The organism is Helicobacter pylori NQ4053, assembly GCF_000274605.1.
Taxonomy (GTDB): Bacteria; Campylobacterota; Campylobacteria; order Campylobacterales; family Helicobacteraceae; genus Helicobacter; species Helicobacter pylori_CV.
The window spans coordinates 146,795-165,663 of sequence record NZ_AKNV01000006.1; the positions used below are offsets into that span (position 1 = coordinate 146,795).

The 18,869-nt window shown below is 38.6% G+C and carries 14 protein-coding genes; 9 read left to right on the forward strand and 5 right to left on the reverse strand.

From position 1 onward, the window contains the following. Positions 1-6 precede the first annotated feature (6 nt). Positions 7-1,167, reverse strand: coding sequence for an HP1165 family MFS efflux transporter (locus AYS37_RS05845; protein WP_000944805.1), 1,161 nt, complete (start codon positions 1,165-1,167; stop codon positions 7-9). A 63-nt stretch (positions 1,168-1,230) separates the two neighbouring features. Between AYS37_RS05845 and pgi the strand changes: the two genes are divergently transcribed. Continuing rightward, positions 1,231-2,868: a glucose-6-phosphate isomerase gene (gene pgi, locus AYS37_RS05850; RefSeq protein ID WP_000957648.1), complete on the forward strand. Its 1,638-nt coding sequence runs from the start codon at positions 1,231-1,233 to the stop codon at positions 2,866-2,868. 305 nt (positions 2,869-3,173) lie between these two features. Continuing rightward, complete coding sequence (gene hofH / locus AYS37_RS05855; protein WP_000710272.1) at positions 3,174-4,589, forward strand: outer membrane beta-barrel protein HofH; 1,416 nt, start codon at positions 3,174-3,176, stop codon at positions 4,587-4,589. Between the two features lie 510 nt (positions 4,590-5,099). Here the strand turns inward: hofH and AYS37_RS05860 are convergent. Further along, entirely contained in the window at positions 5,100-7,193 is a 2,094-nt protein-coding gene (locus AYS37_RS05860; RefSeq protein WP_195182785.1) for a carbon starvation CstA family protein, read from the reverse strand. Positions 7,194-7,372: 179 nt separating this feature from the next. Between AYS37_RS05860 and AYS37_RS05865 the strand changes: the two genes are divergently transcribed. The 5 genes from AYS37_RS05865 (at position 7,373) to AYS37_RS05885 (ending at position 11,002) form a co-directional block, all read left to right on the forward strand. Next, the gene (locus AYS37_RS05865; RefSeq protein ID WP_001162490.1) at positions 7,373-8,026 is read left to right on the forward strand and encodes an amino acid ABC transporter permease; all 654 of its coding nucleotides are present in this window, start codon (positions 7,373-7,375) and stop codon (positions 8,024-8,026) included. A 1-nt stretch (position 8,027) separates the two neighbouring features. Next, positions 8,028-8,699: an ABC transporter permease subunit gene (locus AYS37_RS05870; protein ID WP_000538551.1), complete on the forward strand. Its 672-nt coding sequence runs from the start codon at positions 8,028-8,030 to the stop codon at positions 8,697-8,699. Between the two features lies 1 nt (position 8,700). Further along, complete coding sequence (locus AYS37_RS05875; protein WP_001274192.1) at positions 8,701-9,447, forward strand: amino acid ABC transporter ATP-binding protein; 747 nt, start codon at positions 8,701-8,703, stop codon at positions 9,445-9,447. A gap of 48 nt (positions 9,448-9,495) precedes the next feature. Next, positions 9,496-10,329 carry a transporter substrate-binding domain-containing protein gene (locus AYS37_RS05880; RefSeq protein WP_001874711.1) on the forward strand — a complete coding sequence of 278 codons (834 nt, stop codon included), beginning with the start codon at positions 9,496-9,498 and terminating at the stop codon, positions 10,327-10,329. Positions 10,330-10,450: 121 nt separating this feature from the next. Next, positions 10,451-11,002 (forward strand): hypothetical protein, encoded by a 552-nt coding sequence (locus AYS37_RS05885; RefSeq protein WP_000120142.1) that lies wholly within the window; start codon positions 10,451-10,453, stop codon positions 11,000-11,002. Between the two features lie 272 nt (positions 11,003-11,274). On the opposite strand, the gene AYS37_RS05890 is transcribed toward AYS37_RS05885, so the two are convergent. From AYS37_RS05890 to hopQ, 3 genes are all read right to left on the reverse strand, one after another. Then, entirely contained in the window at positions 11,275-12,498 is a 1,224-nt protein-coding gene (locus tag AYS37_RS05890; RefSeq protein WP_001174210.1) for a sugar MFS transporter, read from the reverse strand. Positions 12,499-12,626: 128 nt separating this feature from the next. After that, positions 12,627-13,934, reverse strand: a complete 1,308-nt coding sequence (locus AYS37_RS05895) for an NCS2 family permease (protein WP_000505423.1) — start codon at positions 13,932-13,934, stop codon at positions 12,627-12,629. Between the two features lie 484 nt (positions 13,935-14,418). Beyond that, complete coding sequence (hopQ, locus tag AYS37_RS05905; RefSeq protein ID WP_000751532.1) at positions 14,419-16,341, reverse strand: Hop family adhesin HopQ; 1,923 nt, start codon at positions 16,339-16,341, stop codon at positions 14,419-14,421. A gap of 670 nt (positions 16,342-17,011) precedes the next feature. Between hopQ and AYS37_RS05910 the strand changes: the two genes are divergently transcribed. Together AYS37_RS05910 and AYS37_RS05915 are read left to right on the forward strand one after the other, a co-directional pair. Continuing rightward, entirely contained in the window at positions 17,012-18,310 is a 1,299-nt protein-coding gene (locus AYS37_RS05910) for an Eco57I restriction-modification methylase domain-containing protein (RefSeq protein WP_001874715.1), read from the forward strand. Continuing rightward, positions 18,270-18,782, forward strand: a complete 513-nt coding sequence (locus AYS37_RS05915) for a GIY-YIG nuclease family protein (RefSeq protein ID WP_001129176.1) — start codon at positions 18,270-18,272, stop codon at positions 18,780-18,782. Before AYS37_RS05910 ends, AYS37_RS05915 begins: the two co-directional genes overlap by 41 nt. Positions 18,783-18,869: the final 87 nt, after the last annotated feature.

Sequence of the window (18,869 nt, forward strand, 5' to 3'; positions counted from 1 at the left end):
AGCCGCTCATTCATCAAACGGCTTAGCCTTATACAAAAAGAAAAAGAGGATGAGAAGCGTTAGGGCAAAATGCATGGTGATGATAGTTAGGGGTGAGAAGTAACGCAGTTCCAAACTGCTGAGCGATAAAACTAGCACAGAGATCATGCGCACACAGCTTGATAAAAGCGATGAGAGCGAGGAAATGTTGTTTTTAGAAACAAATTTGGAGAATTGATAGTTTAAGCAATAACTCATGTAAGTGAAAAACGCCACCATGAGCACATACACCCCTATGAAACAATAAGGGATATTGCTAAGCAATAAGGGGCTAACGCCAAGCAACACCACAAGCGAACTCAGAGCGATTTTTTGGCTGTAATTTTTGGCTTTTAAAAAATGAATGAGGATAGAAATCACTTGAAAAGCGATATAAAACATAAAAAGGTATTGCTCTTTAACGCCTTGTTTTAAAAAATACGCTTGCCACATTTGAAAATGGCTCATAAAAAAGATGGGCGTAATCAAATGCCCCACTAACAAAATTTTAAGCTTGGGGTTATCTTTAAGCTCTTTAAGACTGCCTTTGACTTGCTCTTTAAGGAGTTTCAGGCTTTTTTGGCTTTTAAAATCCGCTTCTTTTTCTTTAAAATAAATGATGATCGTTAGCGCGCAAAGCATGATTAAAAAAATCCCCACGATATACAGCATCGCATGGATTTTGAGATACAAAAACGATCCCAAAGAACTCCCTATAATCATGCCCAAATAAGTAATTTGATTGTTTTTGGCTAAAAACTTGGACAAATCCTTTTTGTTTTCTTTAATGTCTGTGATGAGTGAAGCTTCAATCGTGCCGCTAGAGCATGCGCTATACAAACCATACAGCCCCCATGCTAAAAGCATGAAAATAAAGCTATCAAAAAACAGCACAAACGAAAAACTAGCGATTAAAAACACATTAGAAACCAGGAATAAATTCTTCCGGCTCATCAAATCCGCTAAAACGCCGCTCGGGTATTCAGCCACTAGCACGCAAAAGCTAAAAAAGGTTTGCACGAGCAAGATTTCACTCAAACTAAGCCCTTTAGAAAGCAACAAGGGGGTTAAAATCGCATGGGGTAAGCTTTGAGCGATGATTAAGAGAAAATTCGCCCCATAGTAAGCTAAAATGTTTTTTCTTAACATTTGAAAATTATAATTAAAACTAGCTTATAATACAGCGTTATATCTTTTATTTAAGGGGTATTGATGCTAACCCAATTAAAAACTTATCCAAAATTACTCAAACATTATGAAGAAATCAAAGAAGTGCACATGCGCGATTGGTTTTTTAAAGATAAAGAGCGAGCGAGCCGTTATTTCGTGCAATTGGAAAGCTTGAGCTTGGATTATTCCAAAAACCGCTTGAATGATACCACTTTAAAGCTTCTTTTTGAATTAGCGAACGACTGCTCTTTAAAAGAAAAGATTGAAGCGATGTTTAAGGGCGAAAAAATCAACACCACCGAAAAAAGGGCCGTTTTACACACCGCCTTAAGAAGCTTGAACGACGCAGAAATCTTGCTAGACAACATGGAAGTGTTAAAAAGCGTTCGGAGCGTTTTAAAACGCATGCGAGCCTTTAGCGATAGCGTGAGGAGCGGTAAAAGATTAGGCTATACCAATCAAGTGATCACCGATATTGTCAATATCGGTATTGGGGGGTCAGATTTGGGCGCTTTAATGGTTTGCACCGCCCTAAAACGCTACGGCCACCCGAGATTAAAAATGCATTTTGTGTCTAATGTGGATGGCACGCAGATCTTAGATGTTTTGGAAAAAATCAATCCAGCCAGCACGCTTTTTATCGTGGCTTCTAAGACTTTTTCCACCCAAGAAACCTTAACCAATGCCCTAACCGCTAGAAAATGGTTTGTAGAAAGGAGCGGCGATGAAAGGCATATCGCTAAGCACTTTGTAGCGGTATCCACCAATAAAGAAGCCGTGCAACAATTTGGCATTGACGAGCATAACATGTTTGAATTTTGGGATTTTGTAGGGGGGCGTTATAGCTTGTGGTCGGCTATTGGCTTATCCATTATGATCTATTTAGGGAAGAAAAATTTTAACGCTCTTTTGAAAGGGGCGTATTTGATGGATGAGCATTTTAGAAACGCCCCTTTTGAAAGCAATTTACCCGTTTTAATGGGGCTGATTGGCGTGTGGTATATCAATTTTTTCCAATCCAAAAGCCATTTAATCGCTCCTTATGATCAGTATTTGAGGCATTTCCCTAAATTCATTCAGCAATTGGATATGGAAAGCAATGGCAAACGCATCAGCAAAAAAGGCGAAACCATCCCCTATGACACATGCCCTGTTGTTTGGGGCGATATGGGTATTAACGCTCAGCACGCCTTTTTCCAGCTCTTGCATCAAGGCACGCATTTAATCCCCATTGATTTTATCGCTTCCTTAGATAAAAAGCCTAACGCTAAAGGCCATCATGAGATTTTATTCAGCAATGTTTTAGCGCAAGCGCAAGCTTTCATGAAAGGCAAGAGTTATGAAGAAGCGCTTGGGGAATTGCTTTCTAAAGGCTTAGACAAAGATGAAGCCAAAGACTTGGCCCACCACAGGGTGTTTTTTGGCAACCGCCCCTCTAATATCCTTTTATTAGAAAAGATTTCACCAAGCAATATTGGGGCGTTAGTGGCTCTTTATGAGCATAAAGTCTTTGTGCAAGGGGTTATTTGGGATATTAACAGCTTTGATCAATGGGGCGTGGAGCTTGGGAAAGAACTGGCCGTGCCGATTTTACAAGAATTAGAAGGGCACAAAAGCAACGCTTATTTTGACAGCTCCACTAAGCATTTAATAGAATTGTATAGGAATTACAACCAATAGGCTTTATCTTACAACAAGATAAAACCTAAAAACAATAAAGCGAAGCTTAACCCCATTCTCAAGCGCTCCATTCAAAATCATCCGTTAATCATAACGGATTTTAGCACCATATATTAGCCATTTGAATTTAAAGAGAGTAAATTTTCCACAAATTAATCGTTTTTAGCTTTTAAAAGCTTGACTTTCTCATCATACGCATTATTTTACATATTATAATTATTTCAAAGCTAAGAATAATAAAAACTAAAGAATAGATTTATCTTTAAAAGTATTTGCATTTATCAATCTCATTTTAGGAGGCATGCATGAAAAAGGCAAGTCAGGTTTTATTCTTTGGGGCATTTTTAAGCTCTTCTTTGCAAGGTTTTGAAGCTAAGCTCAACGGCTTTGTGGATCAATCCAGCACGATCGGTTTTAACCAGCATAAAATCAATAAAGAAAGAGGTATCTACCCTATGCAGCAATTCGCAACGATTGCGGGCTATTTAGGGCTTGGTTTTAGCCTGTTACCCAAAAAGGTTTCAGACCATGTTCTAAAAGGCAAAATAGGGGGCATGGTGGGATCTATTTTTTATGACGGCACGAAGAAGTTTGAAGATGGATCTGTGGCTTACAACCTCTTTGGTTATTACGATGGGTTTATGGGGGGCTATACGAATATCTTACAGACCGATAGCCTTGAAACACAGAACATGAAACACAATAAAAATGTCCGCAATTATGTCTTTAGCGATGCGTATTTGGAATACGCTTATAAGAATTATTTTGAAATAAAAGCCGGGCGCTATTTATCCACTATGCCTTATAAAAGCGGTCAAACGCAAGGCTTTCAAGTTTCTGGGCAATACAAGCATGCACGCTTGACTTGGTTTAGCTCTTTTGGGAGGGCGTTCGCTTACGGTTCGTTTTTAATGGATTGGTTTGCCGCACGGACCACTTATAGCGGAGGTTTTACCAAAAACGATAAGGGAGGTTATGATAGCCATGGGCGAAAGGTGCTTTATGGCACGCATGCGGTGCAACTCACCTATAAACCTCATCGTTTCCTCATAGAAGGCTTTTATTACCTTTCGCCTCAAATCTTTAACGCTCCAGGCGTTAAAATTGGTTGGGACTCTAACCCTAATTTTAGCGGCACAGGCTTTCGCTCTGATACAGCTGTCATAGGGTTTTTCCCCATTTACTACCCTTGGATGATCGTTAAATCCAATGGGAGTCCGGTCTATAAATACGACACGCCTGCCACTCAAAACGGGCAAAACCTCATCATCCGCCAACGCTTTGACATCAACAATTACAATGTTTCAATCGCTTTTTATAAAGTCTTTCAAAACGCTAATGGTTGGATAGGCAACATGGGGAATCCAAGCGGTGTGATCATGGGGAGTAACAGCGTCTATGCGGGTTTTACAGGCACAGCCCTTAAAAGAGACGCCGCTACCATTTTCCTTTCTTGTGGTGGCACTCATTTTGCCAAAAAATTCACATGGAAATTCGCCACGCAATATTCCAATTCAGTGGTTTCTTGGGAAGCGAGAGCGATGATCTCTTTAGGCTATAAATTCAATGAATATTTGAGCGGCAGCGTGGATCTTGCATATTATGGCGTGCATACTAACAAAGGCTTTAAACCGGGTGAAAACGGGCCTGTGCCTAAAGACTTCCCCGCCCTTTATTCTGACAGGAGCGCTTTATACACGGCTCTGGTAGCGTCTTTTTGACGCTACCCTATGATTATGGTAGGCGTCTTTTGATGCTACCCCTTATGATTATGGTAGGCGTCTTTTTGATGCTATGATCACAAAATATAGTAGGCATTATTTTGATGCTGTCTCCTACGATATGATAAGCGTTTTTTAACGCTGTTCCTCTAATCTCTATATATAAAATTTCTTTTCAAGCAAAAGCCCTTTTTAAATCATACCCATTAAGCAAAATACAAGTTCATTTTTAATTTCAAACAAGCGATAGCTTTTTGAAAGCGTTCTTTGGGATTAGGGGGTTTTAGGCGGATTTAGTTGGGGTTAAAAGGAGGAATGATCTCAAAAATACCCCCTATCCCCTTCAAGAAATGGGTTTAAAACGAAGCAGCCAAAACCCCATTTTTAAGAAATTAAAATAAAGTTTTAATACCCCTATTAAATTAACAGAGCCAAAATTTTAATCGCTTCTTGTAAGGATAGGGTCAAATTTTTCAATGGATTTAAAGGGGGTTAAAACCCCTTTTTTATTCAAGCGGCTTTGATATAGGGCGTTTCAGCCAGCGGCGGGTAAATTTGATTTTTAAAATAAGCGTTTGAGCAAATCCTAACGCTCACGATCAGCACTAAAAGCGCTACAAGCATGAAAAACACGCACAAAATCGCATCAATCGCATGGTTAAAAAAGGATTTTTGGAGCGTTTTTAGCGCTTTTTCATCGGTAGTGGTAGCCATTTTTTCTTTGATGATTTGCATTTGCGCCACATGCGAAACGTTATTCAGCACGCTATCATTACTCTTTGGCACCACCTTTAAAATACCGCTATAAAAAGTGATTGCTAAAATCAAAACTGCCGGCAAGGCGCTTACCATCGCCCCCTTAAAACGCCCCATTTTAAACAACACCACCGTAACCAACAACAACGCCATGCCCGCTAACATCTGATTGCTCACGCCAAATAAAGGCCATAGCGTATAAATCCCCCCTTTAGGATCGATCGTGCCTTGATACAAGAAATACCCCCACCCTGCCACGCACAAAAGAGTGGCAAAAATCCCAGCCTTATAAGAACTAAGATTACCCAAAGGCTTATAAACATTGCCGAGCAAATCTTGGATCATGAAACGAGCGGTTCGTGTGCCAGCATCCACAGCGGTTAAAATGAACAAAGCTTCAAACAAAATCGCAAAATGATACCAAAACGCCATCACGCTTGGATCCCCTAAAATGTGATACACGATCATCGCTAAACCGATCGCAAAAGTGGGCGCCCCACCGGTGCGGCTCAAAATGGAGCTTTCGCCAATGTTTTTAGTCATCTCACTGATTTCTTCAGCGCTGATACTAAACCCCCATGAGCTAATCACCGAAGCCGCATCAGCTATATCTTTACCGATGCTCACTTCTGGGGAATTGATAGCGAAATAAAGCCCTGGGTGCAAGATCCCTGCGCACACCAACGCCATAAGAGCCACAACGCTTTCCATCACCATAGAGCCATAGCCCACTAGCCTGGCGTCGCTTTCTTTAGCGAGCATTTTAGGGGTCGTGCCTGAAGAAATTAAAGCATGAAAGCCGCTAATCGTCCCGCAAGCCACCGTGATAAACAAGAAAGGGAACACGCTTCCTGCAAACACAGGCCCACTGCCATCTACAAAGGGCGTGATTTTAGGGATTTGTAAGGGCGGAGCGACAAAAACAATAGCCACAACCAACACCCCTATAACGCCAATTTTTAAAAAAGTGCTTAAATAATCTCGTGGAGCGAGTAAAAACCATACCGGTAAAATAGAAGCCACAAACCCATAACCCATGATCATCCACGCTAAAGAACTGGCCTCAAAGGTGAATATTGACGCTAGTTTAGGATCTAAAGAAATATATTTGCCCGCATAAATCGCTATAATCAACAAAATAAAGCCGATAATAGAAACTTCCAAAATCTTATGCGGCCTGAAAAACCGCATGTAAAGCCCCATAAGAATCGCAATGGGAATGGTCATAGCGATCGTAAAAAAGCCCCAAGGCGAATGCGCTAAAGCCTTCACCACCACCATCGCTAAAATCGCAATGATAATGAGCATGATCCCTAAAATGCCAAGACTTGCGATCATGCCTACAAATTGACCCATTTCAAGCTTGATCATTTCGCCTAAAGACTTGCCATCGCGCCTAATGGAAGCAAAAAGCACCACAAAATCATGCACGCAACCCCCTAAAACCGAGCCTATCAAAATCCATAAGATAGAGGGCAAGTAACCCATTTGAGCGGCCAGTATCGGACCTACTAAAGGGCCAGCCCCAGCAATAGCGGCGAAATGATGCCCAAAGGTGATGGCTTTATCCGTAGGCACAAAATCCTTGCCGTCATTCCTTATACATGCGGGCGTGGCTCTGTTATCGTCTAGCTTTAACACCCTATAAGCGATAAAATGGCTATAAAAACGATAGCCTATGCTATAAATGCAAGCGCTCGCTACTACAAGCCATAGTGTGTTAATGCTCTCGCCCTTGTGTAAGGCTAACACCCCTAAACAGATCGCCCCTAAAATAGCGGCAAAAACCCAAGCCAAAGAAACTAAACTTTTTTGCATGTCCTCTCCATTTAATGGTTGTTTAACCATTGTTGTTAATTTCAGCCAGTTTTTTTATTATAATCCAAATTTTCTTTGAATAAGGACTGAATGGCTCATAAACTTCCCATAATAAAGATTTGGGTTTTCCAAACTTCTAACAATTGGGGCAAATGAGAGCTGTTTTTTAATGTGGTGCGTTAAGCGCCATCAATTTTAAGGTAAGCGTTATGGCATTAGATTGGGATTTTATGTTTCACTCCATCCCTGCGTTTTTTAAGGGATTAGAACTCACGCTTTATATTTCTTTTTTTGGGATTTTGCTCTCTCTTTTGGTGGGGTTTTTGTGCGCGATCGTTTTGTATTTTAAAACGCGCTTTCTCTCTCCTATTGTCTATATCTATGGCGAAATCGCTAGGAACACGCCCCTACTCATCCAGCTTTTCTTTTTGTATTATGGGTTGAATGAAATCGGTTTGAGCGCTTTAGAGTGCGCGATTTTAGCGTTAGGGTTTTTGGGTGGGGGGTATATGAGTCAAAGTTTTTTGCTTGGGTTTAAGAGCTTGGCTTCCATTCAAAGAGAAAGCGCTTTGAGTTTAGGGTTTGGCCCTTTGAAAATGATGTATTATATTATTCTGCCTCAAAGCTTAAGCGTTTCCATGCCTTCCATAGGGGCAAATGTGATTTTTTTACTCAAAGAAACTTCGGTGGTGGGCGCGATAGCCCTAACCGATATTATGTTTGTGGCGAAAGATTTTATTGGCATTTATTACAAAACGACTGAAAGCCTGTTGATGTTAAGCCTCACTTATTTGATCGCTTTGCTCCCTTTGAGCGCTTTGTTTGTGATCTTAGAGCGTTCTTTTAAAAAGAAAGTGGCTTAAAATGGGAGTTTTGTTAGAATTAGACAATCTTAAGCGTTTGTTAGAAGGGTTTGAAACCACTCTTTTAATCGCTCTTAGCTCTGCAATGATTTCAATCGTTGTTGGAATACTTTTGGGGAGTTTGATGGCGTTTGGTTCTAAAATAATGGTTTTAGCGTGTCGTGTGTATTTAGAAAGCATTCGCATCATCCCGCTTTTAGCATGGCTTTTTATCGTGTATTTTGGGTTAGCGAGCTGGTTTGATTTGCATATTAGTGCGGTTTTAGCGAGCGTTATTGTTTTTAGCTTGTGGGGGGGTGCTGAAATGATGGATTTGACTAGAGGGGTTTTAACTTCCGTGAGCAAACACCAAGTAGAAAGCGCTCTGGCTTTAGGCTTAGATTCAAAAAAGGTGATTTTTAATATTATTTTCCCCCAAAGCTTTTTGTCTTTATTGCCCTCAAGCCTTAATTTATTCACGCGCATGATTAAAACCACGGTCTTAGTCTCTCTCATTGGAGCGATTGATTTGTTAAAAGTGGGCCAGCAAATCATAGAGCTTAACCTCTTACGCATGCCTAATGCGAGCTTTGTGGTTTATGGCGTTATCTTAATGTTTTATTTTAGTTTATGCTATAGTTTGAGCCTGTATAGTTCCTATTTAGAAAAAAAATTCCAATACATTAGAGGGTAAAATGAGCGCGATTTTAGAAACCAAAGGGTTAAAAAAAACCTATCAAAACCATTTGGTTTTAGACGGCATCAATTTCACTTTGAATAAGGGTGAAGTGGCAGTGATTTTAGGGCCTAGCGGGTGCGGGAAAAGCACTTTTTTAAAATGTTTGAACGGGCTTGAAAAGATTGATGGAGGTGAAATTCTTTTTGAAAACACTAACCTTAATACGCCAACCACTAATTGGAATCAAATGCGCCAAAAAATAGGCATGGTGTTTCAAAATTATGAATTGTTCCCGCATTTAAATGTGCTGGATAATATCTTACTCGCTCCTTTAAAAGTGCAAAAACGATCCAAAGATGAGGTCATTTCTCAAGCCGTAGAGCTTTTAAAGCGAGTGGGTTTGGAGCATAAACAACAAGCTTACCCTAAAGAATTGAGCGGTGGGCAAAAACAACGAGTAGCCATCGTGCGTTCTTTATGCATGCGGCCAAAAATCATGCTTTTTGATGAAGTAACCGCCTCATTAGACCCTGAAATGGTTAAAGAAGTTTTAGAAGTGATTTTAGAATTAGCCACAACGGGCATGAGCATGGTGATTGTAACGCATGAAATGAAATTCGCCCAAAAAATCGCTAGCAAAGTCGTGTTTTTTGATAGCGGTAAAATCGCTGAAGAAAACAGCGCTAAAGAATTTTTTAACCACCCGAAATCTCAAAGAGCGCAAAAATTTTTAGAAACTTTCCATTTTTTAGGGAGCTGTTAAACAAGTTTTGCTAAAAAGATGATTTTAATTTCAAAAAAAGGTGTTTTTATGAAAACGAACGGGCTTTTTAAAATGTGGGGGCTATTTTTAGTTTTAATCGCTTTAGTCTTTAATGCATGCTCTGATAGCCATAAAGAAAAGAAAGACGCTTTAGAAGTCATTAAACAAAGAGGGGTTTTAAAAGTGGGGGTTTTTAGCGATAAGCCTCCTTTTGGATCTGTGGATTCTAAAGGGAAATATCAAGGCTATGATGTAGTCATCGCTAAACGCATGGCCCTTGATTTATTGGGCGATGAAAATAAGATTGAGTTTATTCCTGTAGAAGCTTCAGCTAGGGTGGAATTTTTAAAAGCCAATAAAGTGGATATTATCATGGCTAATTTCACGCGCACTAAAGAAAGAGAAAAAGCCGTGGATTTCGCTAAGCCGTATATGAAAGTCGCTTTGGGGGTGATTTCTAAAGATGGGGTCATTAAAAATATAGAAGAGTTGAAGGATAAAGAGTTGATTGTGAATAAAGGCACGACAGCGGATTTTTATTTCACTAAAAATTACCCCAACATCAAACTTTTGAAATTTGAGCAAAACACAGAGACTTTTTTAGCCCTTTTAAACAATAAGGCTACCGCTCTAGCCCATGACAACACTTTGTTGCTCGCTTGGGCGAAACAGCACCCTGAGTTTAAATTAGGCATTACAAGCCTTGGCGATAAGGATGTGATCGCTCCAGCGATTAAAAAAGGCAACCCTAAGCTTTTAGAATGGTTGAATAACGAAATTGATTCCCTCATTTCTAGCGACTTTTTAAAAGAAGCTTACAAGGAAACTTTAGAGCCTGTTTATGGCGATGAAATCAAACCGGAAGAAATTATTTTTGAATGATTTCTTTAGGCTTTGATTTCTTGACAGAACGCGTTTTTGTTGCTAAATTAGCAATTTTGTGATCTTTTTGTTTTTCATTTTGGGATATATTTGTTTGATTTTACATTGAAAGGATTTGTTGATGAGTTATTTTTATAAGCGTTGTTTGAAATTTTCATTAATTGGGTTGCTAGGGCTTTTGAGCGTTCAGCTTGACGCTAGGAGTTTTGTTGATGGGGATTTAGACATTCAAAAATTCAGCTATGAAGATTCTCTACTTAAAAAGGGAGATCCTAATGGCGTGCATAAGGTTCAGGTGCGAGATTATAAAGGCAAAATGCAAGAAGCTGAGATCCACTCAGAAATACGCATTGCGGTTAAACCGGGGGTTAAAAAAGAAGTTAAAAAAGGCAAAATTTATAGCGCTCAAATCAATGATGGCATGTGCTATGCTTTTAGAATGCTCCAAACCGGCGATAATACCACAGGCCTTGATTCTAAAGAGTTCCCCAAGCAAAGTCGTGAAAAAAAGGGCCGAGTGATCACCTTAATCGGTAAAGATGAAGTGCCTTATCTTATTTTAGAGACGGATTGCCAAGTGGGTGATATTGCAAAGATCTCTTTGGTGGGTAATTTTGATGGCACTGGGTTTCTTACGGAATATAAATTCAAAGACACTAAACCCATTTACTAGTCTTTATTCTTTGCTTCATTCTTAAAATCTCTTAATCTTTTGTAATTAGGGGATTTTTCTTATTCATTGCGGATATTTTTGATTGCATCTTAAAAATTTTAAAAACCCTGTTTGTGTTTTTGCCTCAAGTTGTTAAAAAAGCTCTGCTCTCATCAAATACTGACAAATAAAACCTTTTATAGAGCGCTTGCTTGATTAAAGTCAAGTTCTTTATTACTGATTTTTAAAACAAGATAAAAGAAAGGAAAGAAGAAAGAAACCCCCCCCTTTTTTTAGGAGTTTTCTTCTTGCTTATACCCTTTAAGCGCAAAGAAGAGAATATAAAAATAGCACAATAACGGCACACCATAAGCGTAGAGCAAATTTGATTCGGTTGCTGTTAGCATGTCTGTAACCGCACCTTGAATGGGGGGGATTAACGCTCCTCCCACAATCGCCATGCTAATCACTCCAGAAGCCTTAGAAGTGAGATGCCCTAAATTGAGCGTAGCCAAAGAAAAGATGGTAGGGAACATGATAGAGTTGAAAAAGCCCACAAAAGTCAGAGCGAATAGAGCGATCTTGCCTCCAATAAGAATGGCTAAAGCAATGAGAACAATAGAGCTTAAGGCGTTGAAAGCCAGGTATTTATTAGGGGCAATTTTATTCATCAAAACACTGCCTAAGAAACGGCCCACCATCGCGCCGCCCCAATAATACACCAAGTAATGCGCGCTTGATTGAGGGTCTAAATTCAAAAGCTTTTCAAAGCTTAGCACCAAGAATGAGCCAATCGCCACTTCTCCCCCCACATAAAAAAAGATCCCCAAAGCCCCAAAAACAAAGTGTTTGTGCGAAAACAGGCTTTTTTGAGTCGTTTCTTTAGGCATTTCTTTTTCCACATCAGGCAATTTCAAAAGATACATCACAAGCGCTAAAATGAGCGAAAACACCGCCAAGCCCAAATAAGGCATTTGAACGCTTTTAGCGTCCGCTAATTTGTCTATCAAACTTGCATTATCGCCCATTTTAGTCGTGCTAAAAATCAACAAGCTCCCAAAAATAGGCCCTAAAGTCGTGCCAAGCGAATTGAACGCCTGGACTAAAACCAGGTTTCTGGCTTCTTTACCTTTAGAAAGCAAGGTTACAAAAGGATTGCCGGCGGTTTGCAAGCACACGATCCCGCTCGCTAAAACAAACAACGCTCCTAAAAAAAACCCATAAGAGCCAAAATGCGCCGCCGGATAAAACAACGCACACCCCGTCGCTGTGATCACAAAACCAAGCACCACGCCAAAAGGGTAGCCGATTTTACTGATCACGTTCCCAAAGACTCCCCCCATGATAAAATACGCCCCAAAAAAGCAAAATTGAATGAGCGAAGCTTCAAAATAGGTCAAGTCAAAAATGGGCTTTAAGTGTGGGATCAAAATGTCGTTTAAAACCGTGATAAAACCCATTAGAAAGAATAGCGCTGTCAAACTCCCCAGCGCCAGAGTGTTAGAAGTTTTTTGCATACCTTCTCCTTTTTTATTGAGTTGATATAATAATAATGATATTACAATTATTTTAAGATAATAATCTGTCTAAATAAAGAAAAAGAGGCATGAAATGAGTAAAAAATGCAAAGCCCCTTAAAAAGAGCTTAACGAAAGATAAATACAGAAACAGAAATGATGCAGAGAATGATGATGCCTGAATTGAGCGCTTTGAAGTCTTTTTGAACCAATTTGATGATACTATAAGACAAAAAGCCAAAGGCTAAGCCATCGGCAATGGAGAAGGTTAAGGGCATCATCACCACGGTTAAAAAAGTGGAAACGCTAATGGCCATGTCTTTAAAATTCACCCCCTCTAACACGCTAAACATCAAAACCCCTACTACCACCAGCACCGGATAAATCGCATTGCTAGGAATGGCTTTTAAAAGAGGCAAGCAAAAGAGCGTTAAAACAAAAAATAATCCGGTAAAAACCGCTGTCAGCCCTGTGCGGCCCCCCTCTTCAACCCCACTCGCGCTCTCTATAAAAGCTGTCGTAGTAGAAACGCCCACCACCGCGCTCCCTAAAGAAGCCACCGCATCCGCTTCCAAAGTCCTTTCCAATTCCTTATTTTTTTCTTCATCATTGAAAAAATCAGTCTTATGACCAATCCCTGCAAGCGTGCCTAAAGAATCAAACAAATCGGTTACAAAAAAAGTGATGATGACTGGCACTAACGCTAAAGTGAAAGCCCCACTCGCATCAAAAAAAATGCCCTTAATGTCTAATTGGAAAGCGATAGGACTAATGCTAGCAGGCATAGAAAAAAATTCGCTAGGGTAAGGGGCTAGCTTTAAAACCCATGCGAGAATGGAAGTGATTAAGACCGCTATAATAAAAGAACCCTTGATTTTAAGCGTGTAGAGCGCGAAAGTCAAAATGATCCCCACAACCCCCAATAACACATGCGGATCGCCAAAATCGCCTAAGGTTACAAGCGTAGCCTTATGGGTAACGACAATATGCATTTCTTTAAGGCCAATGAATGCGATAAAAGCCCCTATCCCCGCGCTCACCGCACGCCTTAAATCGCTAGGAATGCTTCGCATGACCCAACTTCTAAATTTAGTGAAAGACAAAATCACAAAAATCGCTCCCGAGAGCGCTACGATGCCTAAAGCGCTCTGCCAAGGGAGTTTTAGCCCCTGAACCAATCCAAAGCTGAAATAAGCTGACAACCCTAAGCCCACGCTCATAGCGATGGGGGTGTTTGCCCATAACCCGTTAAACACACTCGATAAGATAGTGATAATGGCAGTCGCGCTCAAAAGGGCTTCATAAGGCATGTTGGCGTGAGAAAGGATAAGAGCGTTTAAGGGCACGATGTAAATCATGGTGATAAAGGTCGTTAAACCCGCTCTAAACTCGGTGGCAATGTTCGTGTTGTGTTCTTTAAGCTTGAAAAACCCCATGTTAGATAACTCCTTACTATTTGGTATAGATTAATTTAATAAGGGGCTTTGGGGTTATGCTAGCGCTATTTTATTTTAAATTGCCTTAAGATGCTTGATTGTGTTGTTTCAATCAAAAGAAGTGAGTAAAAAACCCTTTTTTTAGAAAAACTCCGCTAAAAAATGATCGTTTTTAATAAAAATCACAAAAAAGCTCATCTTGTAAGGTAATTTTACTCTTTAGTGGTTTTTGAGAGAGCGTTTTTTTAAATTTGAAAAGATTGTTGCAAAACAAACGCCCCATAAGAGCGATTATGGGGATAAATTCTAAAAAGGAGTTTGCCATGGAAGACTAAAAACGAAAATAAAAATGGCGGAAACATTATACCTTAAAATTTCTTTTTTGGGGTGTAAAGCGGTTGTTTTTTTGAAAATTTTTAACTTTAGAGGTTTTTTATTAGAGTTCAAATCCCCCCCCTTTTTTAAAAAAGAGGGTTTAAACCATTCAGTAAGCAAACACATAATTGAGATACACGCTATAGAGTCTTCGGTATTCTAGTTTAGTTCCCAAGTAAGAATAGTAATTCGTGTTAATGGTAGGGATCTTCACGCCCAATTCCATGCCATGTTGAGCTGCATGATGACTATCTTTTTTCTTAGGTCTAGCGAGATTGGTTCTCAAGCCTAAATTGAATAAAAATTGGAAGTTAGCCGTATTCACTTTAGCGCTATAGACATTGCTTACGGTTTTTAGATTCACGAATTGAGAATTAAGCCATGAAGTCCCTGCTAGCGCGATGCCACCAAAAAGCCCCATAGAAAAATGGTTGTTCTTGCCTAAAAAGTTGGTTTTTTTATCATTAATAAAGTTAAACAACAAATCGCTACCCACCCCATAAGTCCAAACATCAGAAGCCGAGTTAAAGAAATTGGATTTGATATAGGCGTGGTTGTAATCAAAGAAACCATAATACCTTAACCCCCATCTTTTCTTTTCTCCAAAAAATTGCTTATAGCCCGCTTGCACGCCAAAGCCATTCAAGGCGCCGTTATTCGTGGTTGAAGAAGCGATCATGCCCACATTCATAAAAGGGTTATTGCCAAGTTCTTGAATAAGGGTGTTGGCTAGGTTTTGCGCTTGATTGATTTGAGGCGTTTGGTTGTTAAAATCAGCGGCGCTTGTTTTTAATGAATTCAGAGTTTCTTCCACGCCAGCACACCCGTTCCCCCAATTATTCTTTTGATTTTGCGTTGTCATATTCGCACTGCTTATAGCGCTCGCGTCGCATTTCCCTATGTAGTTTTTAAGATGGCCTGAAGAAAGTTTGTTAAAATCGCTCTCCACTTGATTGGCTAGTTTTAAAATTTCTGCTTGAGATTGCGCGTTTTTAAGCATTTTTTGAGCTAAAGCCGTAAGACTGCTAGGGGTGTTAAGGTTGAGATTATGGGGTTGTGTGATATTTTTGGGTTGGTTGGCACTGAGTTGTTGGGTTTCTTGAACGATTTTTTGCGCATTATTAATCATGTCTGAAGCGGCACTAAACTCCGCACCAAAAGTCGCGCATGAATTTTTGCCGCCACCGGCTGTTTGCCATGAAGGGGCGTTTGTGCTGCTAACCATACCATTGCTACTGGATTTCGCTATCAACATGGGGCAATAATCTTTAAGGGTATTGACAATCGTTTGCGCTTGAGTCAAAAGATTTTGCGCATCGTTAGTCGTATCAATAACAGAAGTTGTCGTTTTAGTTTGATTATCTTGTTGATCCTTTGATGTGGTTACATGCGCTTCTAATTTTTCCCCTTTGCTATTTAAAGGAGCAAGCCCAGCTTGTTTTAAAGCTTTTGAAAGAATCTGATAAGCTTCATGGATTTTTTCATATTGCTCAATAGATAGAGAAACATTTTTGTCTGCTTTTAATGTATTTGTACCATTAGAACTATGAGTGCCATTACTATTTGTGCTCCCACCGCAATTGATTGTAGTGCCGTTGCCATTCTCATCGGTGTAGTGGAAATTTTTTTGATTGTTTTCGCCTGGACTTTTGGTATAGCCTCCGCATATGACCGCATAACCCATGCTATTCCATAGCCCTAACACCGATCTCAACGCTAAAAGCGTGGCTTGATAGGCAGGGGAATTGGTTGTCCCACCGGCTAAAGTTTTTGCACGTTCGTTCAAATTATTAACCGCTTGGTTGATCGCTTGCGCGCTTGTCTTTGAGTTTGTGCCATTATCGTTGGTTAAAAGCCGGCTTAATTGTTCATAAGTGTCTGAAAGTTTTTGCACCTTGTCGGCGTTTTTCACTTTTTGAACCGCTTCACCGATTTGATAACCCACGCTTAAAAAAACGCCGTTGTCTTCAGCATAGAGCAATGACGCCGCAAGAGTTAGAGAAAGCAAAATTGTTTTTTTCGTTTTTTTCATAAAATGTTCCTTAAAGTAATGTTTTATTGCAAAAAATGTATCAAAATGAGAATTTATTTACAATACGTTTAATTTTATCATAAATTTATTGGATTTCAAAAAAGTTTTAGGGTGTTTTGACGCATTCAATCAAACTTGTAAGAGTGTTTTTAATTTAATTTGGATTTTGTTTTAGAAAGATTGTTGTAAAATAAACGCCCCCATAAGTGCAATTATGGGGATAAATCCATAAAAGGAGTTTGTCATGGCTCTAAAACATGGCAAAAACTCTTGGAAAACATTATACCTTGAAATTTCGTTTTTGGGGTGTAAAGTTGTTGTTTTATTGAAGCGGTAGTTTTGTCAAACGAAGTTTCTGTAAAACGATAGCTTTAGTTTTTCCAAAGTTCCCTTAAGGCTTTTTAGCTTTAAGGGTTTTCCTTTAAAGCTTATCCTTAACTTATGGGGTTATAAAAACTCTTTAAATTAGCCCTAATATTCTTTTTTTAGCGTTCTTTGCTTGGAATACTAGATTTTAAAAAACTCCGCCAAAAAACGATAGATTTTTTATAAAAGATAATCAAAAGCTTATTTCTTAAGAAATAGAAAATAAACACTAATGAAATTATAAAGGTGGATATGATATAATGGATTTAGGAAACGCCAATAAAATTAAAAAGGTTCAAAAATAGTGCTATCTCTCCCTTTGATAGAAGAACGCCCTTTTTTAAATCACGAACGCATCAAATTACATAGTTTTTCGCAAATTAAAGCGTATTTTGACACACTCAATTTTGACACAAGTCATTTTGTTAATTCTAATGATATTTGCACCCCATTAGATTGTGTGAAAGAAATGATAGACACTATCCCAAGCGATTTTTTTAAACAAGAACATTTAAAAATTTTAGATTGTTGTTGTGGGAATGGGAATTTTTTTGCTTATTTAGAGACTAAGACTTCTTTAAACAATCTGTATTTTAATGAGATTAACCCTAAACGCATTGAGCATGTTAAAAGATATTTTGGGAGCAATATCCATTTAAGCTGTAAGGATTTTTTAAAATTTGATAGGGCTACGCTTTATGACTTAATCGTGGCTAACCCGCCTTTTGCTAAATTTAATGCACTAGGTCGCACCTCTAAAAATCATAATCTGGCAAGAGACTTTATTAAAAAAGCCTTAGAGCTTACAAAAAATGGGGGTTATATTCTATTCATTGTGCCTAATCATTGGATGAGTTTTTCGGATAGGAATGTTTTACCCAACTTACTCTCACAGTATCAATTTATCCATCTTAATATTGGCGGAGCTAAAAAATACTTTAAAAAAGTTGGCTCATCTTTCACTTGGTTTTTATTGCAAAAAGTCCCTAATCAAAAAAGTTTTAGCGTAGAAAATCATTATGTTTTAAAAGACAGACAAAGAGTTTCGCTTAAAACTCATTTAAATTTTATTCCCTTGTATTTAAACGAATTGGTTTGTAGCATTTTAGACAAAACGATTAATAACGCTCATTTACCTACCTACAAAATAGAAACGACAAGCTTTCTACACAGGACAACCAAGAAAGAATTTTTATCGCCCATTCAAAATAAGGACTACCCTTATAAGATTATCCATACCCCTAGTCAAGTCGTATATAGTAAAATCCCCCACAAATATCAAGAAGGCTATAAAGTCTTTTTATCTTTAACCAATCAATACGGCACATTTATTGATAATTGTGGCATGACACAAAGCATTGCGTTTGTGCGTTGCAAAAACTACAAAGAGGCCTTAAAAATTAAAACCGAATTAGATAATGAGATTTATTTATTTCTTAATAATCTCACTCGTTATGGAAATTTTAATAACATTAGAGTGTTACAGCATTTACCTTTATTAGAAAGTATTGTTCTAAACAAGCAAGAATTAGAATTTATCCAAAAATTTAATGGGGCGTATTATGGCAAAAAGAAAGAGCGATATAATTTTAAAGAGTGTTGATGATTTAAAAGATGAAATTGATTACAAGGACTTTGAATACAAAGAGTATTTTAACTTGTTATGCGAATTAGTCCCTAATAATAGTTTGGAAAAATTAGAAATCAACGCCATTGATGAAAAGAATATGAAAAACGAAGGACTTGTATATGTGTTTGTTATTCAAGGTAAAATTTTTAAAATCGGTCATAGCATTACGCCCATTACGAAGCGAGTGCAATCTTATAATTGCGGAAAAGTAGAATATCGTAAAAATGGCACTTGCTCCACAACAAATTATTTTGTATTGCAATCGCTCTTAAAGATTAATAAAATCGTACAAGTGTATGCATTTTTTCCAGAACAACCTACCTATACCCTATTTGGTAAAACTTACCAAGATAGTTTTTCAACTTCTAAAAGGGCTGAGAATGTGATTTTAGAAAATTTTATTAAAAATCATAATAAAAAACCTATCGGATGCACACAGACTTAAAAAGAATATTTTTATGCATTACATATGTTTTTTAAAGTATGGTCAAAAATAATCTCCACACTAAAGTTATATATAAAGAGCTAAATT